An 18,865-nucleotide genomic window follows, 5' to 3' on the forward strand; every position below is an offset into this window, starting at 1 on the left:
GCGTCAAAGGCCCGTGCCGGGGGAATTGCCTCGGGCGGCGGGTTAGAACGTGATCTTTTCCAGCTTGGCGATCTGCTTCTTCTTGGCACGCGGGATCAGCCGCCCCGTCTTGGGGTCGCGAAGCTGGCCGTTGGCGCGCCAGTTGGTGAGTTCGGCTTCATGCGCGGCAACCTTGTCGTGCATCTTGTCCAACTGGCGGCGCAGGTGGCGAGCCTCGCTTTCCATGCTTTCAGCCATACGGCGCTTGTTGTCGGTCAGCACGCTGATCTGCCGGCGAAACTCTGCCACGACCGCCTTATGCTCTTTCACGAACATCAATCCGAACATCTGCTGTCTCCTTATGCTGCGATCAGAAAGGCACTTCGTCGTCCAGGTCGCCGTCAAACCCGGCGCTCGACCCGAAGCCTCGCTGCTGTTCCTGCTGTCTATTGGGGGTGCTTGCGGTGGATGATCCGCGGTCGGTGTTGCCCTGTGCGCCGCCTTGCAGCGTGACGTGATCGGCCCGTATCTGAAGGTAGGTCTTGCCCTCATGTTCGCGAGTCGAGATTTCACCCGAGACCGCGACCTTGGTTCCCTTGGTCAGCAGGGGAGCCAGCTTTTCGGCGTTCTTGCCCCACCGGGTAACGTCCCACCATGTCGTAGCTTTGCGGTCGCCCCAACCGGTCGTGACAGCGACCGAAAAGCGGCAAAACGGGTCGCCGCCTTGCGTTGTTTTGAACTCGGCATCCTTGCCGAGATTGCCGGCGATGTTGACGATCTGCATTACGCCACCTCAGCCATGGCGTTCGTTTCCTCGCGCACCTTGCGGGCCATCTCGTCCTCGTCGGAGCCGTTGAATGCTTCGCCGCGCTGTTCGTCGGCCGGACCTTCGTTGCCGAACGGATCGTCGTCGGACTGGCTGGCCATGCGGTCGGCTTCGGCGCACAGGGCAGTGATGTCGTCCATGATCGGGCGAACGGTCGGGCGTGCGGCCTTGCCTTCATCGCTGTTCCACCATTCGGTGAAAGCCGACTTGCCGAGCCGGGCCTTGTCGCGCGCGAAGTCCATCAACTCCTTCTGCTTCTGCGCGCCGCCCTGCCCCTTGGCCCATTCCGCCATGGCGTGGCCGGTGTCCTCGCCCATGGGCCGGCGCGGATCGAGCAAGCCCTTGAACTGGTCGGCGACCTTGATTTGGTGGACGGGACAGCCTGGCGCGATCGGATCGAGGATCACCATCGCGGTCATTTCGAACATCAGGTCGCCATCGCTCGCCGGGTCCCACGGCACGTCCTTGCGGCGCGTCTTGGTCGCACGGGCGTTCTCCGCCTTGTCGCCGAAGCCCTTCTGCATGACCGGCTTGGCGCGGGTGCAGATGATGATGTTGGTCTTGGCGCGAACGATACGATCGATCAGCCGGCGATAGCGCGGCTTCACCTCTGCCCATGCAAGCTGGCTGAACCGCGCCGGATCGACCTCATAGCGACCGTTCGCGCGGGCCTGCGCCTGCTGCACCAGACGTTCCAGCACCTGGGCATGAAGGTCCAGCACGCCGCCGACGCCTTCCCATGCGTGGCTGAAGCTGTCGAAGATCAGGACCGGCAGTTCCGCCGCTTCGGCCGCGTCGATGACTTCGATCCAGCGTTCCGGGCCGAACCCGACCAGCTCGCCGTCATCGTTGATCGCGGTGAAGTCGAAATGCGCAATTTCGGGGAACGCCGCCTTGTAGTGCAGCGCGCGCTTGTTCTCGGTGTCGACATAGCCGATGGGAGCGCCCTTCTTGCCGGTAATGGCTTCGGCGATGCCGCGCCCGACACGCAGGGCGGTGAAGGTCTTGCCGGTGCCCGAGCCACCGGAAATGCCGAGCGCGATCGTCAGTTGGTCGTTGATTTCGGCAACGGGAATGAAGCGGATAGCCATTATATTTCCTCCTGAAATTCGCGTTCGACCAGCCATGACGGGGCATCGACCTCATGCAGGCCGGTTGGGTATCCCGGCCATTCGCCGGACTTCATGCAGGCGGCCCACATCATGCGGGCACGGGTGGCGCGGCGCTTGGCCATCGCCTCGAATGACCCCGACAGCCGAACCAGCGTCACCTCGTGCGGATCGGACTTCTCCTGGAAGATGAAGACGAAGTTCCGATCTTCGCCGGTCACGGCCTTCCAGACAGCGCGATAATGCTCTGCCTGAATGTCGTAGCCATAGTTCAGGATCGCACGCAGGCAGGCTTCCGGACTGGCGTCTTCGCAGGTCTTGAAATCGTAGATCGGCTCGCGCGGATCGGACGGCACGTTGTCAAACATCGCGCGGCACCAGATGCCATCAATCTGGGCGATGGCGCACAGTTCGGATCGAGCCGGGTCAAGCGTGACGCCATGGTCGGCAAGTCGAGCGTCGGCGACCAATTTCATCGCTTCGATCTGAGAAATTTCCTCAGCCTTCAGCGGCGTGAGGTCGCGCGCTCTGGCGTCGGCAATGAACGCCTTGGCCTCCTTCGTGCTGGCCGCGCCATTTGCCGCCAGCACATCATCCGGGATCAGCACATAATCATCACCGCAACCCAGGATCGCCCGGTGCGCCGCGCGTCCGATGTCGAACGTCTTGCGGTGGACCGACTTGCGCGCCGGGTTCAGCTTCGGGCTTTGCAGCCATGCATGGCGGGGCGACCGGCTGATAAGCAGCTTGGCCAGCGTCGCGGACAAACTCGCCTCCGGGGCTGGGTCAGAGTGATAGTCTGCGCTCGACAGGCGGGTCACTTCGCCGATCGCGACAGGCTTGGCCTTCGCTTCGATTGGCGCAGGCGCTTCGCGGTCGAAGGCTTCGAAAATGTCATCCTGCTTCGGCTCGACATAATCGAGGGCAAAAGGGTTGTCGCTCATGGTCAGAACCTCAGCGTTACGTTGGGGACTTCGCCGGCAAGGATGGCGACTACAATCTTGCGGGCCGTTTCCTCGTCAGCGCCGCAGGTCATGAGCGCCTGCTTGGCGGCAGTCTTGACACTGGTGCGATGGGCCTGATCAGCCTCGCGCTTTGCCTGTTCCGCTGCAATGCGTTCCGCCTCAGCCTTGCGGGCAGCTTCCTCCTTGGCGATGCGATCACGCTCAGCTTGGGCAGCGCGCTCCGCTTCCTCGGCGCGGCGGCGTTCGGCGGCGATTGCCTCGTCATGCTCGCGCTGGATGCGCTGGCGTTCCGCTTCGGCGGCCTGCGCAGCTTCGCGCTTGGCACGTTCCTCAGCTTCGCGCTGCGCGGCGGCGATGCGTTCCTGTTCTGCCTTCTCGGCGGCTTCCCGCCGCTCGGCTTCTGCCCTGGCCTCGGCGGCGGCACGTTCCTCCGATTCACGGGCCTCGCGCTCTGCCTGCTCCTTGGCGGCGCGCTCAGCTTCCGCCGCGCGCAAGCGCTCCAGTTCGGCGCGCTCCGCTTCCTCGCGCATCAGCCGGGCAAGCGCCGTCTTGAGCATATCGACAGCGTGGTTCTTGGCCTTTTGCGCGGCGTCCAGCTTTTCGCCAAACAATTCGGGGTCGAGTTCGGTGTTGAAGACGGACGAGCCGCGTTCGCGCACGGATGCAACGGTGTCTTCCAGCGTGACCATGCCGTCCAACACGATCTTGTTGATGATGGCATCGACCTTGTCGGCGCGAGCCTTTTCCGCCTGCTCCCACTCTGTCAGCGGCTTGCGGGCTTCTACAGCCAGCTCATCAAGCCGCGCCTCGATGCCCTTCCAGGCGCCATTGACCAGCGCGGTATTGTCACGCCATTCCTGCGTCAGACGCTTGCGATCTCGGTCGATGCTGGCCTTCTCGGTGCGCACCTTGGCGGCGGCCGAAGCAATGGCGTCGCGGCCTTTCTTGGTGGTGAGGTCGATCGGGACGGCCTCAATGTCCGCCCGCAGCTTGGCGTAAAATGCATCGAACTTGTCCTGATCGAACAGAACGACAGCGGCGGCTGCATTTCCGGCAGCGACGGGAACGAGTTCAGTCACAGGCGCAATGGCCATGTCAGTTCCTTTCCGGTTTTCGGGGATTTTCCGGCTCACAACACGCACACCCAAACCATCGCAAAAACGATCACCGCCGTTGCGATTGCCTCCCCTGTAGACAGGCGGATATGCGAACCAGAGCAGCGGAGGGCGGATAGGATGCGGGTCATGAGAGCCTCCGCTTTTCTTCGGCGGCGCGCTGATATTGCTCTGCCATGGTGACGGGCGGTTCGCTGGCGTTATCTTCCTGCTGGCGCTCCCAAGCGCGCTCACAGGCACAGACATTATGCGGGCAATCGACTCCGCCGCGATCGCAGCTAATCCAGCCTTTGCCCTGGCAAGTGAAGCAATCGCCGTCTGGCTCACGATCGTCGGTGCCGTAGCCACAGCATGAGGCGCATTCAAAATCATGCGTCATGGTTGCTGTCCTCCTCCTCGATCAGTGTCAGCAGGTGATGGCGGTGCCAGTTGACCGTCCCACGCTCTTTCAGCGCCTCGGCAATCAGGTCGTAAGCTTGACCGAACCGGCCATCTTTCCAGCCGCCAGCGCCTTCGTAAGCGGCACGATCAGGGATGCGGAGCATCTGGCCGGACAGAGCGGCCTCGATCGCAGCAGGGTGCGCGTCCGATACCAGCGTGCAGCCGATCGTCGGATAGTGCTCCGCCATGTGGGCTTTCAGGCGTTCGAATGGTGTCTGAGACATATCCAATCTCCAAACTCGTCATCCTCGCCCAGCCGGGAAGCTGGGTCCGGTGATGGGTCAGTCGGCGGCGCGCTGCCATCCTTCGGGCGAAGGCTGGCGCTGGCGCTGGATCAGCCAGGCTCCGGCAGGGATTTCCTGAGGCGCGTGTGTGTGGTGCTCGCGCAGATGCTCCAACGTGGCCGGCTCACCTTCGACCAGCAGAAAGCCACGAAAGGTATCCATGGCGCTAAACATCTTCACGGTCGGGCGCTCCATCACGACATGGTGATGGCCTGTCTCCGAATGCGTGACGATGAACTGACCCTTTTCAGGTTCAATCGCCGACGCTTCTGCCGGAATGGACATGATGGGGATCAGGTAGACATCGCCTTGGGGAATGGCCTTGCGCGAAGGATCAAAATCGAACTTCATGTTACGTCCTTTCGACAGAGTTGCGCAGAATGTGCGCGGGGATGCCGCCGTGAAGCTCGCTCTGAGCTTCATCGACAGTGTTGACATTCATGGTGGTAAGAAGAGCAAACCGCCGCCCGGTGCCGCACATGGCGTCGAGCATTCGCTGCGGCCCATTGTCGGGCAGATCGACTTCGACCAGCTTACCCCATGCCGGATCACCGCTGTCATCGATCGTCCGCGCGCCAACCTCATCAAGGATGTTGTGCCAACCGACAATTTCACAGGCAGCTGCGCGCTGATCCAGATTCCGCCAAGTCAGGCATTCGACAGGTGATGGCGGCTTTCCCGTTACCCATTCAGCGGGGATCGCCTGACCATGCCAGGTGTGCAGTGCATAGCCGTCCGAAAATTCGACGGAGGGGCCGGTTTCGCCATGGAGCAGGCGATTGTCATCCCACCGGACAACGCGCGGTTTTTCCGATGCAATGACGATCCCATCGAAAGGCCACCAATATGCGCATTGCTGCGAAATGCCTTCCATGATGTCAAAGCGTCTACTGACATCGACATCATACCTTGCGCCGATTTTCTGGCCGAACCTATAGAAGGCGAGCCAGTAGAGATCCATTGATCCCCACAAAAAGCCGCTTTCGTATAGGTTTTGGCTGTAGAGCTGGCTGTAGAGCTGGCTGCCGAGCTGGCTTTCGAGCTGGCTGCCGAGCTGGCTGCGGAGCTGGCTGTAGAGCTGGCTGCGGAGCTGGCTGCGGAGCTGGCTTTCGAGCTGGCTTTCGAGCTGGCTGTCAATCGGCGTGCAAACGGGACCCCCGATCGGCGCGCAAAAGGGACCCCCTTTCAAGGATGCCACGACGGTCGAGGAACGCGCCTTGCGCTGCGCGCGGCGTAGGGAGGGCGGAGCCCGACCGGAGGCGCGCGCAGCGCAAAGCATCTTAATCCCGGCGTGCGGCGGGGGATCAGTTTCGGTTCTTGAAGCGCCAGCTGTCATTGCCGGTCTCGATGATGTCGCAATGGTGGGTGACGCGATCGAGGAGAGCGGTGGTCATCTTGGGGTCGCCGAACACCGTCGGCCATTCCCCGAACGCCAGGTTGGTCGTGATGATGACGCTGGTTTGCTCGTAAAGTTTGCTGACCAGATGGAACAGCAACTGCCCGCCTGAACGGGCGAAGGGAAGATAGCCAAGCTCATCGAGCACGACGAGGTCGAGGCGAGAGAGCTGGGCGGCAAGCGCGCCGCTTTTTCCGATCCGGGCTTCCTCTTCGAGGCGGGTCACCAGATCCACGGTGTTGAAGTAACGCCCCCGCGCTCCAGCGCGGACGACATTGGCGGTGATGGCGATGGCCAGATGGGTTTTGCCGGTGCCGGTGCCACCGACCAGGACGACATTGCGCCGTGCGGGCAGGAACGCCCCGCCGTGCAGCGAACGGACCAGCCCCTCGTTGATCGGCGTCCCCTCGAAGTGGAAGGCATCAATGTCCTTCACCACCGGTAGCTTGGCGGCCGCCATCCGGTATCGGATCGAGGCGGCGTGGCGGTGCGTTGCCTCCGCACGCAGCAGATCGGTCAGTATCTCCATCGTCGTGCGCTGGCGCTGAAGCCCTGTGGTGACGGCCTCATCGAACGCGCCGGCCATCCCCTTGAGTCCGAGCCCGCGCATCGCGTCGATCATGTCATGCCGCTGCATGGAAGTTCCTCAGTTGGTCGTAACGGGAACAGTCGGCGATCGGCGGATGCCGCAGGGCATTGTCCTCCGACGTGACGATCGTCAGCGGTCGCGGCGGTTCGCGGCGCCGTGCCAGGATATTGAGGATCAAGTCGTCGCTCGCCGTGCCGGTTGCCAGTGCCTCCCGCACGGCGGCTTCGACGAGTTCCAGGCCATCGGTCAGCACGGCCGCCAGCACGCGCACGAACCGCCGATCGGCATCATCGCCGTTGCCCAGCTTGCGTCGCAACCGGGCGAGCGCCGGCGGCAGTTCCCAGTCCTGGAAGGGTGCGCCGTTGCGTAAAGCGCCGGGCTTGCGGGCCAGCACCGGCAGATAGTGCCAGGGATCATAGATGGTGCGGTTCCGCCCGAAGAAGCGGGGATGCTCAGCGACGACCTCATCGCCGCATCGCACGACAATGCGGTCGGCATAGGCCCGAACCTGCACCGTGCGCCGCGCCACCGTCGAGAGGACCGAGTAACGGTTGCGATCGTAGCTGATCAGGCAGGTGCCCGACACGCCGTGCTCGCTCTCGTTGAAGCCGTCGAACGGCCCCAGCATCGACTGTAATGCAGGACGTTCCATCTCCAGCATCTGCGCCACGGTCTGGTCGCCCTGCTCAGGATGGGCCTGCCGTTCGGCCCAGCGTCGGCACTCAGCTTCCAGCCAGCCATTGAGCTCCTCGAGGCTGGCGAACCGCAGACGGGGCTGGAAGAAGCGTCCCCGGATCGTCTGCACCTGGTTCTCGACCTGACCCTTCTCCCATCCCGCCGCCGGCGAGCAGGCCGTGGGCTCGACCATATAATGGTCGGCCATGATCAGGAACCGCCGGTTGAACACCCGGTCCTTGCCGGTGAACACGCTCGTCACCGCCGTCTTCATATTATCGTAGATGCCGCGCCGGGGCACGCCGCCGAAGAAGGCAAAGCCGCGCGCATGCGCGTCGAACAGCATCTCCTGGGTCTCGCGTGGATAGGCCCGGACATACACAGCCCGCGATGCGCACAGCCTCATGTGCGCGACCTTTACCCGCATCGGCTTGCCGGCGATCTCGACATCCTCGTGGCTCCAATCGAACTGGTAGGCCTCGCCGGGCTGGAACAGCATCGGAATGAAGGCCGTCGTCCCGTCGCCGACATCCCTGCGCCGCTCGATCTTCCACCGCGCCGCATAGCGGCGCACGGCATCGTAAGAGCCCTCGAAACCCTCACGCACCAGAAGGTCGTGGATACGGGTCATCCGAAGCCGGTCACGTCGGCCCCGTACCTCGTTCTCTTCCAGCAGCACATCCAGCCGATCCTGAAACGGACCGATCCGCGGCAGCGGCTGAACCTTGCGTCGATAATCAAATGCGCCTTCCGGCGCCCGGATCGCCTTGCGGATTACCTTCCGCGACACATGCAGATCACGCGCGATCGCCTTGATCGCCTTCCCGCCGGCATACTCACGCCGGATACGAACCACTGTCTCCAAAACCAACATCCCGATCTCGCCGCATGAACTTCCACGCGGCTGTGTAAGCTATCGAAATGAGGGGTCCCTTTTAGACGCCGATCACCCCGCTAACGGGGTCCTTTTTGCACGCCGATCCACATTCAAGTGTTCGGTGCACCATCGCGCGACCGCATTGGGGAGCGCCTTCTTGCTGGCGATCAGCGCCTTGAACGGTTCACCGCGCCGAGCGGCGCTGTTGAAGCCCACTTCCTCAAAGCGCTGGGCGACTGCCGTTCCTTTGCGCCGATCAAGCCATTGCAGCCAGCGAATATGCACATTCCACCGGACGCCGCATTCATAGACGAAGCGCAGCGTTTTCTCACGCTCCTTGCCGGTGTTGCAGAATACGACATGCACGTCGGCGGGTAGAATGCCACCGTGCGCGTCCAAGACCTTTTTGAGCAACTTTGCCGATGTGCGACCGCCACTGAACGCCAAGAGCGCAGGGCCTTGGATCAAATATGGGTTCAGCGTATATCCAGCGTCACTCATGCGAACTTCCCTTCGCGTGATAGGGCCGGGTGCGATTCCAGTCGCATTCCGGCCCGTTTCGGTTTTGCCTCTGCCGGCCATCATATTGATTCATGTCGGCCCGGTTTTTCGACCGAACCGCCTGAACGCCGCAGAAAACCTCACCACAAGGTAAAGGTTTGGTAAGCCATGCGGTCTAGGGAATAGTGCGCATGTCGGGGGAATATTTCCGGTTGGCGCTGATGATCGCCCTGAGCGCGCTGCTGATCGCGGCGGCCGTCACCGATCTGCGCACCCGTATCATTTCGAACCGCCTGAACCTGGCCGTCGCGCTGCTCGCCCCCTTGTGGTGGCTGGCCAGCGGGCTGGAGCCCTGGCCGGGCATGGCGGCGCAGCTGCTGGTCGGCGCGATCGTCTTCGCGCTGTTCACGCTGTTGTTCGCGATCGGCATGATGGGGGGCGGCGACGTCAAGCTGCTGGGCGCGCTCGCGCTGTGGTTCCCCTGGCAGACGCTCATGACGCTGATCATGCTGATGGCGCTGCTGGGCGGCGCGGTCACGCTGGTCACGATGATCCATCACCGTATCGCCAAAAAGCAGGGCCAGCCCGAGATTCCCTATGGGGTCGCCATCTCGTTCGCCGCCCTGTGCATGATTGGCGAACGATATCTTAACCATTTTGCGTGATGAGTGGGGCAATGGGGGCCTGGCACCCACTCGAGGGAGGCGAATTTCGTCATGGATGCTAAGAAGATCGTGCTGCTTGTTGGCGCGCTGATCATAGCCGTTACAACAGCGCTGCTCGCGCGCAACATGCTGAGTTCGTCGAGCACGCCCAATGTCAGCGCGGCGAACATGCCGGTCGCGCCCGACCAGCCCCATGTGCTGGTCGCGGTCAAGGCGCTGCCGGTGGGGACCATCCTCGATGCGGAAAGCTTCCGCTTCCAGCCCTGGCCCAAGGATCTGGTCGAACAGGCCTATTATCTGCGCGGCCAGGCCGATCCGGCCCGGCTGGCGGGCAGCGTCGTGCGCACCGCCATCACGGCGGGCCAGCCGCTGACGCAGGGCGCGCTGGTGAAGCCGGGCGATCGCGGCTTCCTGGCCGCGGCGCTGGCGCCCGGGATGCGCGCGGTCACCGTGCCGGTGTCGGCCCAGACCTCGGTCGCCGGCTTCGTTTTTCCGGGCGACCGCATCGACCTCGTCCTGACGCAGAGCGTGGCGGGCGGCGGCGAAGGCGAGCCGCTCAAAGTGTCGGAAACCATCCTGCGCAACCTGCGTGTGCTGGCCACCGACCAGCGGATGGACGCGCTCGGCCCCGACGGCAAGCCCGTCGTCCAGACCTATTCCAACGTCACGCTGGAAGTGACGCCCAAGATCGCCGAGAAGATCGCGGTGGCGCAGACCGTCGGATCGCTGTCCATGTCGCTGCGGTCGATGGCGGACACGCCTGCGGACCTCGACACCGCCATCGCCGGCGCTGACGTCGACCTGCCCGATGGCGCCAGCCCGGCGGCGGAAAAGGCGATCCTCGCCAAGCTCGCCGCGCAGCCAGTCGATCGCGGCACCACCTATTCCACCGGCGCCGACGTGTCGCGCTACCAGCGCAGCTCCGTTCCGCCCAAGCCTGTCGAAAGCGTGCCGCCCGCCATGGCCGCCAATGGCGCGCCGGTCGGCACGGTCGCCTTCAAGGGCCCGACCATCCGCGTGGCGCGCGGCACCACAGTGACCGAAGTTCCGGTCGGGGGGAAGTAAGATGAAGCCCATGCACAAGCTTGCCGGTCCCGCCGTCGCGATCGGCCTGGCGCTGGCCTTTGCCGCCGCGCCGACCAGCGCCGTCAACGCCGCCATCTCCAGCGCGCAGGACAGTGCGATCCTGCTGTCGGTGGGCGGCAGCCGCGTCGTCAACCTGCCAGCCAAGATGTCGGATGTGGTGATCGCCGATCCCGAAGTGGTCGACGTGCATGTCCGCTCCCAGAACCAGCTCTACCTGATCGCCAAGAAGGCGGGCGAAACCACGGTTTTCGCCACCGCCTCCAACGGCAAGGTGCTGTTTTCGGGCACGGTCCGCGTCGGCAACAACATCACCAGCATCGACGACATGTTGCGCCTGGCCATGCCGGGCGCCAAGATTGCCGTCAACACGATGAACGGCATGGTGCTGCTGACCGGCACGATCCAGGCGCCCGAGGACGCGGCCGAGGCCGAACGGCTGACGCAGGCCTTCGTCGGTAAGGACGTGACCGTGGTCAGCCGCCTGCGCATGGCGACGCCGCTGCAGGTGATGCTGCAGGTCAAGATTGCCGAAGTCGCCAAGGATGTCGGCCACAAGATCGGCACCAACTTCAACAGTCGGGATAGTGGCTCGACCGGCGGCTTCGTCGGAGGCGGCCTACGCGATTTCGCGCAATATGACAGCGACACGAACAGCTGGAACTTCACCTCGCCGGTCGATGGCTCCTATTCGCTGGGTGGCGTCGCGCGCATATTCGGCATGGACATTGCCGGGGCGCTGGATCTGGCCGAATCGAGCGGCCTCGCCTCCACCCTGGCGCAGCCCAACCTGACGGCCCTGTCTGGCGAAACCGCCAGCTTCCTGGCCGGCGGCGAATATCCCTACACGGTCAGCAACGGCCTGCAGGGCAACAGCATCGAATTCAAGCAATATGGCGTGCAGCTGGCCTTCACGCCCACGGTGCTGGCTGATGGCCGCATCTCACTGCGGGTCCGGCCGACCGTGTCCAGCCTGGACTTCTCGATCAACGCCAATGTCCCCGCCCTGCGCAGCCGGACGGCGGAAACCACCGTCGAACTCGGTTCGGGACAAGCCTTCATGATCGCAGGGCTGCTCAACAACGAAGCGTCGAACAACGTCAACAAGATACCGGGCCTTGGCAACCTGCCGATCCTGGGCAGCCTGTTCAAGTCACGACAGTTCCAGCGCAACGAAACCGAGCTGGTCATCGTCGTCACCCCCTATCTGGTGAAGCCGATGAACGCGTCAGACGTGCGCCTGCCGACCGACGGTTTCCGCAACGCCGACCTTGGCGAAGGCCTGTTCCTGCAGCGGAGCCACAGCGGCACCAGCGGCGCTCGCCGCCCGATGCCCAGCCGCGCGCCCGGGTCGCCCATGCCGACGCCAGGCCCCGAAGCATCCGCCGCCCCGCCGCCGGCAGTCGCCCGCAAGGATGGCGATGCCGCACCCGGCTTCAGCTTCTGACGGAAGGACCAAGATCATGACCTCTCTGTCCCTCAAGACGCTTAGCGCGCTGGCGTTGCTGGCCATGCCTTTGGCGGCCTGCACGTCCGACAGCCTCAACCGCGGCGTTGAATCGGTGCATCAGCCGGTCGTCAGTCACGCCGCCTATACGTTCGACGTGATGGCCGGCCCGGGCGACACGCTCGCGCCCGCCGAAGCGGCGCGGCTCAACGATTGGTTCGTCTCCATCGACCTTGGCTATGGCGATCAGGTCGCGATCGTGTCGGACGGCTATTACGGCCCGGCGCTGCGCGAAGGCATCGCCAATGTCGTGGCGCGCCACGGCCTGCTGGTGGGCGAAGACAGTTCGGCCGTCGCCGGCATGGCGCCGCAAGGCAGCGTCCGCCTGATCGTGCGCCGCGCCACCGCCAGCGTGCCGGGCTGCCCCGACTGGAGCGCCAAGCAGGAGAGCGAAATGACGCTGGGCACCTCGTCCAATTTCGGTTGCGGCACCAACAGCAACATCGCCGCGATGGTCGCCAATCCCGAGGATCTGGTCCGCGGCCAGACCAGCGACAGCGACCTGCGCACCGCCACGTCCAATCGTGCGATTTCCACCTATCGCGAAAAGGCGCCGACCGGCGCTGGCGATCTCAAGCAGCTTCAGGCGGAAGGCCAGCAGTAACATGAACGCACCCTGGAAACCCGGCGTCGGCCTGCGTGATCCGTTTCATGCCTTCGTCTGCGACGATCACAGTTTTGATGTGCTGCGCGCCGTCGCGGCGGAAATGGGCTGGGCGCCCGAAAAGGTGAACAAGGGCGGGATGCGCAATGCGGTCCAGACCCTGTCGATCACGGCGTCGCCCCAGATCCTGTTCGTCGACATGTCCGAAAGCGGCGATCCGCTGAACGACATCAACAGCCTGGCCGAAGTGTGCGAACCCGGCACCGTCGTGATCGCGTCGGGCCAAGTCAATGACGTGCGCCTCTACCGCGACCTGGTCGCCAGCGGCATCCAGGACTATCTGCTCAAGCCCTTCGGCGCGGACCAGTTGCGCGATGCCTTGGCGCAGGCGCAGGCGGTGTTCATGGCCCCGCGCGATACAGGGCCCGAGCGGCCGCACTGCACCATGGCGGTGATCGGCACGCGCGGCGGTGTGGGCGCGTCCAGCATTGCGACCTCGCTCGCCTGGATGCTGTCGGACAAGAAGAATCGCGCGACCGCGCTGCTCGACCTCGACGTGCATTTCGGCACCAATGCGCTGGCGCTCGACCTGGAGCCGGGCCGCGGCCTGACCGACGCGATCGAAAACCCCAGCCGCATCGACGGCCTCTTCATCGAGCGCGCGATGGTGCGCGCCAGCGACACGCTGGCGATCCTGTCGGCCGAAGCGCCGATCAGTCAGCCGATGCTCACCGATGGGGGCGCCTTCTACCAGTTGCTGGAGGAGTTCCAGGCCGCGTTCGAATGCAGCGTCGTCGACCTTCCGCGCGGCATGCTGATCCAGCATCCGCACCTGATGGGCGGCGTGAATGTCGCGCTCATTGTGACCGAATTGACGCTGGCGGCGGCGCGCGACACGATCCGCATCCTGTCCTGGCTCAAGACCAACGCCCCACAGGCGCGGCCGATCGTGGTAGCCAACAAGGTGCAGCCCGGCTCGCCCGAAATCAGCCGCAAGGATTTCGAACAGTCGATCGAGCGCAAGGTAGACATTTTGGTGCCGTGCGATGTGCGGGTTGCCTCGCAGGCGGCAAAGCTCGGCAAGACGCTGGCCGAAGTCGCCAAGGGCAGCAAGGTGGGCGCGGCCTGCGCCGCCTTGCTGAACGAGGCGCTGGGCGCCTCGGAAGAGGACGGGCCCGACGCGCGTCCCGCGAAGAGCGATTCGCTGCTGAGCAAGATCGACCTCAAGAGCATGTTGCCATCGCGGCGCAAGGACAAGGCCGCGAACGAAGGCTGAAGGCGCGCGCCGCCCGATGACGGGCGGCCGACACAGGACAAGGTGGAACCATGGACGGCAATGTCATCTTGATCGCGGTGCTCCTGGCGACCATGCTGGGGCTGATTGTGATGGCCTTTGCCGGTCCGTCGCCGGAGAAGGCGCGCAAGCGCCGCGTCGCGACCATTCGCGGACGCCATGGCGAATCAGCCGAAGCGTTGCTGGAAGCGCGGATGCGCAAGGCGATCTCCAATCGCGCGACCGGGACCGAGGCCAAGATGCTGGTCTCGCTGATCCCCAATCCGGACAATCTGGCCAAGCGCATCAAGATGACCGGCAAGAAATGGACGCTCAGCCAGTATATGACGGCCTGCGCGGTGATCTTCCTTGTCGTCACCGCCCTGCTGATGCTGCGCGGCTTTCCCTTCTTCTTCGCCGTCCTGGTCGGCCTGGCCGCGGGCCTGGGCCTGCCGCACTGGTGGGTCGGACGGTTGATCGCCAAGCGGATCAACCAGTTCAACGCCAAATTCCCTGACGCGCTCGAACTGCTGACGCGCGGCCTGCGCTCGGGCCTGCCGATCGCCGAAACGCTGAGCGTCGTATCGAACGAGATCCCCGGCCCCGTGGGCGAGGAATTCAAGCTGATTACCGAGCGCATCAAGATCGGCCGGACGATGGAGCAGGCGCTGCAGGAAACCGCGGATAGGCTGGGCACGGCGGAGTTTCAGTTCTTCGTCATTACCCTCGCGATCCAGCGCGAAACCGGCGGCAACCTGGCCGAAACCCTGTCGAACCTCGCCACGGTGCTGCGCCAGCGCGCGCAGATGAAGCTCAAGGTCCGCGCCATGTCGTCCGAATCCAAGGCGTCGGCCTACATCATCGGCGCCCTGCCATTCCTGGTGTTCGGCATGATCTGCTACATCAACTTCAACTATATGAAGCCCTTTTTCACGCCCGATCCGGCTGGCCTGTTCGGGCTCAGCACGATGCAGGTCGTGGGGATCGGCGGCATGTGCTGGATGGGCATCGGCGCCTTCATCATGGCCCAGATGGTCAATTTCGAGATTTGACGGGGAGGCATTAGAATATGGACGCCCCAAACCCCGCCGGCACCCTGTTCGGCATGACCGCCACCGATTTCGGCACCCTGCTGGCCGGCCTCGCGACGCTTGCCGTCCTCTTTGCCCTCTATGCGGTGATGACGGTGCGCGACCCCATGGCCAAGCGCGTCAAGGCGCTGAACGAACGGCGCGAACAGCTCAAGGCCGGCATCACCGCGTCGACCGCCAAGCGCCGCGCCAAGCTGGTCAAGAAGAACCAGACGACCGACCAGATGCGGTCATTCCTGTCCAGCCTCAAGGTGCTGCAGGACGACCAGCTCAAGGACGTGCAGACCCGCCTGGCGCAGGCCGGCATCCGCTCCAAGGATCTGGCGGTCGCTGTGATCTTCGGCCGCATGATCCTGCCGATCGTGATTGGCGGCCTTGCCGCGATCCTGCTCTATGGCGTCGGCATCAATCCCGAATGGGGGCCGGTAAAGCGCTTCTTCGCCTTCGCCGTTCCCCTGCTGCTGGCCTACAAGGCGCCTGACCTCTACATCGACAACAAGGTGCAGAAGCGCTCCGCCGCCATCCGCAAGGGCCTGCCCGACGCGCTTGACCTGCTGGTGATCTGCGCCGAAGCGGGCCTGACCGTGGACGCCGCCTTTGCCCGCGTGGCGCGGGAACTGGGCAAGGCCTATCCGGAACTGGGCGACGAATTCCAGCTGACCGCCATCGAACTCAGCTTCCTTACCGAACGGCGCATGGCGTTCGAAAACCTCGCCTCGCGCGTGAAGCTGGACGCGGTCAGGGGTGTGGTCACCACCATGATCCAGACCGAAAAATACGGCACGCCGCTCGCGTCGGCGCTGCGCGTCCTGTCGGCCGAGTTCCGCCACGAACGCATGATGCGCGCGGAGGAAAAGGCCGCGCGCTTGCCCGCCATCATGACCGTGCCACTGATTCTCTTCATCCTGCCGACCCTGTTCGTCGTCATCCTGGGCCCGGCGGCCTGCTCGATCAGCGCGGCATTCTAATAGAGAGTTGGCGCTTGCCGTAGCGTCCAGCCACCCGCGCCAGCGCGCCCACAAAGCGCTGGCGCGACGGGCTTTCCTTCTCTATTTTACGCTAACGTAAGAGGAAAGAAGAGAGAGGATCGCATGACCGTCATTCGCACCATTGGCCTCGCCGCCGCCGCAATCGGCGCCTTCGCCGCCCTGCCCGCTCAAGCGGCGCAGCCGGTCACCGGGCGCTGGGCCACCGTCGATGGGAAGGCGATCGTCAACATCGCGCCATGCGGCAAGCAATTGTGCGGCCGGATCGAAAAGATCGTGAAGCCCACGCCCGGCCGCCCACAGACCGACGTCAAAAATCCCGATCCCGCGCAGCGCTCCAAGCCGCTCGTCGGCCTCGCCCTGCTGTCCGGCTTCACGGACGCCGGCGATATCTGGAAGGGCACGATCTACGACCCGGAAAGCGGCAAAAGCTATAACAGCAAGATGAGCCGCAACGCCGACGGCACGCTGAAGGTGCAGGGCTGCATCGCCTTCTTCTGCAAGACGCAGACCTGGACGCCGGTGCGCTGAGGCGCCAGGGGCCTTTAGGCATGTAGGCGGACTTTCGACGCCGCGCCTCGACAGGAGGCCGCGCTTGCGCCAAGGCCGCGCGCATGTTCGGCCTTGTCGCATCCATCCTGTTTGTCCTCATCTGGTCCACCGGCTTCATCGTCGCGCGCGCCGTCGTGCCGCATGGCGCGCCCGAACTGGTGCTGGCGGTGCGGCTGGTCACCACCACGCTGCTGCTCGCCGGCGCGGCCGCCCTCGCTGGGCAGAGCTGGCCGCGTGGCAAGCGGCTGGGGCTGCATCTCGGCGCCGGGGCGATGCTGCATGGCCTTTATCTGACGATCAGCTGGTGGGCGGTCGGCCGGGGCCTGCCGGCCGGCATCATGGCGCTGCTGGGCGCGACCCAGCCGCTGATGGTGGCGGTCGCCAGCGTCCTGCTGCTGGGCGATCGCCTGCCCGGGCGCGGCTGGGCGGGCCTTGCCATCGCGATCATCGGCGTCACCTGCGTCCTGCTGCCCGCCATCGAACGCAGCGGCGCCAGCGGAGTGCCGGCGGTGCCGGTGCTCGCCGGCCTCTTCGCCATCATCGCAATGACCGGCGGCACGCTGATTCAGCGGGGCCAGATTGCCGGCGATCCGATCCTGATGTCGGGCGCGGCGCAAAATCTGGGCGGCGCGCTGGTGGCGATCGCCGCGACGCTGATCGTGGGCGACTGGCGCTGGGACAATGATCCGACGCTGTGGATCGGCCTTGGCTGGTCGGTGCTGGGCCTGTCGGCGGCGGGGCTCAGCCTGCTCGTCTGGCTGGTGCGGCATCAGGGGCCGACCGCCATGTCGATGCTGCTGCTGCTCGTGCCGCCGCTCGCCGCGATCGAGGCCTGGGCGCTGTTCGGCGAGCAGCTGGGGCCCGTGCAACTCATCGGCTTCGCCCTGGCGCTGGGCGGCGTCCTGCTCGGTCGATCGCAGGGTCGCGCCAGGGCCCGCGACGCCGCTGCCGAGCTGGTCGAGCCGGCGTGATCGTCACACAAACGTCATCGCCTGCAACATCGTCGTCATGATCGCGCGCTATGCGGCGGCATGAGCAAGCGTCAGCCGTCCCTTCCTGCCCAGGCCGCCGACATGGCGATGCAGATGGCGCTCCGCCAGATCGACTTCAATCGCGCGCCGGCGCCGCGTCCGGCCGCGCCCGTCGCCAAACCGGCCGCGCCCAAGCCTTCTTTTGACGAGGATCGACTAGCGCTACGCCGGCGCGACTGGCTGGCCGACGTGCAGGAGGCGCAGCGCGCATTGTCGCCCTACGCGTCGGGCCTGCTGACGGCGGAAAATCTGTCAGGCGAGGAATTTCTCCACAGCTTCTACGCGCCGGGCCGCCCGGTGCTGATCAAGGGCGCGATGACCGGCTGGCCGGCGCTGGAACGCTGGACGCCCGACTATCTCGCCGATCGGATCGGCGACGCGGAAATCGAATATCAGGGCGGCCGTTCCAGCGCCGCCGACTATGAGCTGAAGAAGGACCGGCACCGCAAGCGAGCGCCCTTCCGCCATTTCATCGACCTGGTGCGGGCGGGCGGCAACGACGCCTATCTGACCGCATCGAACAGCGCCACCAACGCGCCCGCGCTTGCGCCCCTGGACGAGGATCTCGGTCCTCTCGACGCCTATCTGCGCCGGCCCCAGGGCATGGTGTGGATCGGCGGGGCGGGCGCCTTCACGCCGCTTCATTTCGACCTCACCAACAATCTGCTGGCGCAGGTCACCGGCACCAAGCGGCTGATCCTGATCCCGCCGTCGCAGACGCGGCGGCTCGCGCATCGAGGGCATGTGTTCAGCGACGTGCGCGACGTGACGGACGAGGCCCAGCTCAAGCGCTTCCCGCAAGCGCGCGACGTGCTGCGTTATGAGGTGCAGCTGACGCCGGGCGACCTGCTCTTCATCCCGATCGGGTGGTGGCACCAGGTGCGGTCGGAAAGTTTCTCGACGATGCTCACCTATACCGGCTTCCACTGGCCCAATGCGGGCCATGAACGTTACCCCGCCGGCTGATCAGGCCTCACGCAGCCGCTCATGATGGCGGATCACTTCATCGATGATGAAGCGCAGGAATTTCTCGGTGAAGTCGGGGTCCAGCTTCGCGTCCGCCGCCAGCTGCCGCAGCCGCGCGATCTGGCGCTCCTCGCGGCCCGGGTCCGCGGGCGGCAGATCATGGCTCGCCTTATATTCGCCGACCGCCTGGGTCACCTTGAACCGCTCGGCGAGCATGAACACCAGCGCCGCATCGATATTGTCGATGCTTTCGCGATAGCGTTTCAAGGTCTCGTCCATCTGGGGGCTCCTGCGGTTGATCGCCGCGCTTTTTGCCGCTTGTGGCGCGCCGTGCAAGCTATTCCCGCTTG

General features: G+C 64.7%; 22 protein-coding genes. 10 read left to right on the forward strand and 12 right to left on the reverse strand.

The features are described 5' to 3' along the window. Positions 1-42: 42 nt before the first annotated feature. The 11 genes from ACGGKE_RS07805 to ACGGKE_RS07855 all read right to left on the reverse strand — a co-directional run bounded on the left by ACGGKE_RS07805 (position 43) and on the right by ACGGKE_RS07855 (position 8,757). The gene (locus ACGGKE_RS07805; RefSeq protein WP_394436736.1) at positions 43-327 is read right to left on the reverse strand and encodes a hypothetical protein; all 285 of its coding nucleotides are present in this window, start codon (positions 325-327) and stop codon (positions 43-45) included. Positions 328-349: 22 nt separating this feature from the next. Next, positions 350-763, reverse strand: a complete 414-nt coding sequence (locus ACGGKE_RS07810) for a single-stranded DNA-binding protein (protein ID WP_394436738.1) — start codon at positions 761-763, stop codon at positions 350-352. Continuing rightward, complete coding sequence (locus ACGGKE_RS07815) at positions 763-1,896, reverse strand: hypothetical protein (protein WP_394436740.1); 1,134 nt, start codon at positions 1,894-1,896, stop codon at positions 763-765. Before ACGGKE_RS07815 ends, ACGGKE_RS07810 begins: the two co-directional genes overlap by 1 nt. Further along, positions 1,896-2,735, reverse strand: coding sequence for a PD-(D/E)XK nuclease-like domain-containing protein (locus tag ACGGKE_RS07820; protein ID WP_394436742.1), 840 nt, complete (start codon positions 2,733-2,735; stop codon positions 1,896-1,898). The genes ACGGKE_RS07815 and ACGGKE_RS07820 overlap by 1 nt, the downstream gene beginning before the upstream one ends. 125 nt (positions 2,736-2,860) lie before the next feature. Then, positions 2,861-4,366: a hypothetical protein gene (locus ACGGKE_RS07825; RefSeq protein WP_394436744.1), complete on the reverse strand. Its 1,506-nt coding sequence runs from the start codon at positions 4,364-4,366 to the stop codon at positions 2,861-2,863. Further along, on the reverse strand, positions 4,363-4,659 hold the full coding sequence (locus tag ACGGKE_RS07830; protein WP_394436746.1) for a hypothetical protein: 297 nt from the start codon (positions 4,657-4,659) through the stop codon (positions 4,363-4,365). Before ACGGKE_RS07830 ends, ACGGKE_RS07825 begins: the two co-directional genes overlap by 4 nt. Before the next feature lie 57 nt (positions 4,660-4,716). Then, positions 4,717-5,070 (reverse strand): hypothetical protein, encoded by a 354-nt coding sequence (locus ACGGKE_RS07835; protein ID WP_394436748.1) that lies wholly within the window; start codon positions 5,068-5,070, stop codon positions 4,717-4,719. A gap of 1 nt (position 5,071) precedes the next feature. Then, positions 5,072-5,917, reverse strand: coding sequence for a DUF6745 domain-containing protein (locus tag ACGGKE_RS07840; protein ID WP_394436750.1), 846 nt, complete (start codon positions 5,915-5,917; stop codon positions 5,072-5,074). Positions 5,918-6,023: 106 nt separating this feature from the next. Then, complete coding sequence (gene istB, locus ACGGKE_RS07845; RefSeq protein WP_037482228.1) at positions 6,024-6,752, reverse strand: IS21-like element helper ATPase IstB; 729 nt, start codon at positions 6,750-6,752, stop codon at positions 6,024-6,026. After that, a complete protein-coding gene (gene istA, locus ACGGKE_RS07850; RefSeq protein ID WP_394436753.1) occupies positions 6,739-8,253 on the reverse strand; it encodes an IS21 family transposase in 1,515 nt (504 codons plus the stop codon). The genes istB and istA overlap by 14 nt, the downstream gene beginning before the upstream one ends. A 72-nt stretch (positions 8,254-8,325) precedes the next feature. Next, a complete protein-coding gene (locus ACGGKE_RS07855; RefSeq protein WP_394436755.1) occupies positions 8,326-8,757 on the reverse strand; it encodes a hypothetical protein in 432 nt (143 codons plus the stop codon). A gap of 191 nt (positions 8,758-8,948) precedes the next feature. Between ACGGKE_RS07855 and ACGGKE_RS07860 the strand changes: the two genes are divergently transcribed. The 10 genes from ACGGKE_RS07860 to ACGGKE_RS07905 all read left to right on the forward strand — a co-directional run bounded on the left by ACGGKE_RS07860 (position 8,949) and on the right by ACGGKE_RS07905 (position 18,515). Then, a complete protein-coding gene (locus tag ACGGKE_RS07860; protein ID WP_394436757.1) occupies positions 8,949-9,422 on the forward strand; it encodes a prepilin peptidase in 474 nt (157 codons plus the stop codon). Positions 9,423-9,473: 51 nt separating this feature from the next. Beyond that, the gene (gene cpaB, locus ACGGKE_RS07865) at positions 9,474-10,487 is read left to right on the forward strand and encodes a Flp pilus assembly protein CpaB (protein ID WP_394436759.1); all 1,014 of its coding nucleotides are present in this window, start codon (positions 9,474-9,476) and stop codon (positions 10,485-10,487) included. A gap of 10 nt (positions 10,488-10,497) precedes the next feature. Then, positions 10,498-11,952: a type II and III secretion system protein family protein gene (locus ACGGKE_RS07870; RefSeq protein ID WP_394441820.1), complete on the forward strand. Its 1,455-nt coding sequence runs from the start codon at positions 10,498-10,500 to the stop codon at positions 11,950-11,952. Positions 11,953-11,968: 16 nt separating this feature from the next. Beyond that, the gene (locus ACGGKE_RS07875; protein WP_394436761.1) at positions 11,969-12,616 is read left to right on the forward strand and encodes a CpaD family pilus assembly protein; all 648 of its coding nucleotides are present in this window, start codon (positions 11,969-11,971) and stop codon (positions 12,614-12,616) included. Between the two features lies 1 nt (position 12,617). Beyond that, complete coding sequence (locus tag ACGGKE_RS07880; protein WP_394436763.1) at positions 12,618-13,892, forward strand: pilus assembly protein CpaE; 1,275 nt, start codon at positions 12,618-12,620, stop codon at positions 13,890-13,892. A 50-nt stretch (positions 13,893-13,942) separates the two neighbouring features. Further along, complete coding sequence (locus ACGGKE_RS07885) at positions 13,943-14,941, forward strand: type II secretion system F family protein (protein ID WP_394436765.1); 999 nt, start codon at positions 13,943-13,945, stop codon at positions 14,939-14,941. A 17-nt stretch (positions 14,942-14,958) separates the two neighbouring features. After that, on the forward strand, positions 14,959-15,948 hold the full coding sequence (locus ACGGKE_RS07890; RefSeq protein WP_394436767.1) for a type II secretion system F family protein: 990 nt from the start codon (positions 14,959-14,961) through the stop codon (positions 15,946-15,948). Between the two features lie 123 nt (positions 15,949-16,071). Continuing rightward, the gene (locus tag ACGGKE_RS07895) at positions 16,072-16,497 is read left to right on the forward strand and encodes a DUF2147 domain-containing protein (RefSeq protein WP_394436769.1); all 426 of its coding nucleotides are present in this window, start codon (positions 16,072-16,074) and stop codon (positions 16,495-16,497) included. Positions 16,498-16,580: 83 nt separating this feature from the next. Then, positions 16,581-17,489, forward strand: a complete 909-nt coding sequence (locus ACGGKE_RS07900) for a DMT family transporter (RefSeq protein WP_394436771.1) — start codon at positions 16,581-16,583, stop codon at positions 17,487-17,489. A 60-nt stretch (positions 17,490-17,549) separates the two neighbouring features. Then, positions 17,550-18,515 (forward strand): cupin-like domain-containing protein, encoded by a 966-nt coding sequence (locus tag ACGGKE_RS07905; protein ID WP_394436773.1) that lies wholly within the window; start codon positions 17,550-17,552, stop codon positions 18,513-18,515. Here the strand turns inward: ACGGKE_RS07905 and ACGGKE_RS07910 are convergent, their stop codons facing one another. Then, the gene (locus ACGGKE_RS07910) at positions 18,516-18,794 is read right to left on the reverse strand and encodes a chorismate mutase (protein WP_317516525.1); all 279 of its coding nucleotides are present in this window, start codon (positions 18,792-18,794) and stop codon (positions 18,516-18,518) included. Positions 18,795-18,865 lie beyond the last annotated feature (71 nt).

It is taken from the genome of Sphingobium naphthae (genome assembly GCF_043589935.1).
Taxonomy (GTDB): domain Bacteria; phylum Pseudomonadota; class Alphaproteobacteria; order Sphingomonadales; family Sphingomonadaceae; genus Sphingobium; species Sphingobium naphthae_A.

Bases quoted from the DNA above. Each gene is read 5' to 3' on its own strand.
- ACGGKE_RS07890 (WP_394436767.1), top strand. From the start codon at position 14,959: ATGGACGCCCCAAACCCCGCCGGCACCCTGTTCGGCATGACCGCCACC.
- istA (WP_394436753.1), bottom strand. From the start codon at position 8,253: ATGTTGGTTTTGGAGACAGTGGTTCGTATCCGGCGTGAGTATGCCGGC.
- ACGGKE_RS07900 (WP_394436771.1), top strand. From the start codon at position 16,581: ATGTTCGGCCTTGTCGCATCCATCCTGTTTGTCCTCATCTGGTCCACC.
- ACGGKE_RS07860 (WP_394436757.1), top strand. From the start codon at position 8,949: ATGTCGGGGGAATATTTCCGGTTGGCGCTGATGATCGCCCTGAGCGCG.
- ACGGKE_RS07875 (WP_394436761.1), top strand. From the start codon at position 11,969: ATGACCTCTCTGTCCCTCAAGACGCTTAGCGCGCTGGCGTTGCTGGCC.
- ACGGKE_RS07855 (WP_394436755.1), bottom strand. From the start codon at position 8,757: ATGAGTGACGCTGGATATACGCTGAACCCATATTTGATCCAAGGCCCT.
- ACGGKE_RS07885 (WP_394436765.1), top strand. From the start codon at position 13,943: ATGGACGGCAATGTCATCTTGATCGCGGTGCTCCTGGCGACCATGCTG.
- ACGGKE_RS07810 (WP_394436738.1), bottom strand. From the start codon at position 763: ATGCAGATCGTCAACATCGCCGGCAATCTCGGCAAGGATGCCGAGTTC.
- ACGGKE_RS07835 (WP_394436748.1), bottom strand. From the start codon at position 5,070: ATGAAGTTCGATTTTGATCCTTCGCGCAAGGCCATTCCCCAAGGCGAT.
- ACGGKE_RS07815 (WP_394436740.1), bottom strand. From the start codon at position 1,896: ATGGCTATCCGCTTCATTCCCGTTGCCGAAATCAACGACCAACTGACG.
- ACGGKE_RS07825 (WP_394436744.1), bottom strand. From the start codon at position 4,366: ATGATTTTGAATGCGCCTCATGCTGTGGCTACGGCACCGACGATCGTG.
- istB (WP_037482228.1), bottom strand. From the start codon at position 6,752: ATGCAGCGGCATGACATGATCGACGCGATGCGCGGGCTCGGACTCAAG.
- ACGGKE_RS07910 (WP_317516525.1), bottom strand. From the start codon at position 18,794: ATGGACGAGACCTTGAAACGCTATCGCGAAAGCATCGACAATATCGAT.
- cpaB (WP_394436759.1), top strand. From the start codon at position 9,474: ATGGATGCTAAGAAGATCGTGCTGCTTGTTGGCGCGCTGATCATAGCC.
- ACGGKE_RS07905 (WP_394436773.1), top strand. From the start codon at position 17,550: ATGAGCAAGCGTCAGCCGTCCCTTCCTGCCCAGGCCGCCGACATGGCG.
- ACGGKE_RS07830 (WP_394436746.1), bottom strand. From the start codon at position 4,659: ATGTCTCAGACACCATTCGAACGCCTGAAAGCCCACATGGCGGAGCAC.
- ACGGKE_RS07805 (WP_394436736.1), bottom strand. From the start codon at position 327: ATGTTCGGATTGATGTTCGTGAAAGAGCATAAGGCGGTCGTGGCAGAG.
- ACGGKE_RS07895 (WP_394436769.1), top strand. From the start codon at position 16,072: ATGACCGTCATTCGCACCATTGGCCTCGCCGCCGCCGCAATCGGCGCC.
- ACGGKE_RS07880 (WP_394436763.1), top strand. From the start codon at position 12,618: ATGAACGCACCCTGGAAACCCGGCGTCGGCCTGCGTGATCCGTTTCAT.
- ACGGKE_RS07870 (WP_394441820.1), top strand. From the start codon at position 10,498: ATGCACAAGCTTGCCGGTCCCGCCGTCGCGATCGGCCTGGCGCTGGCC.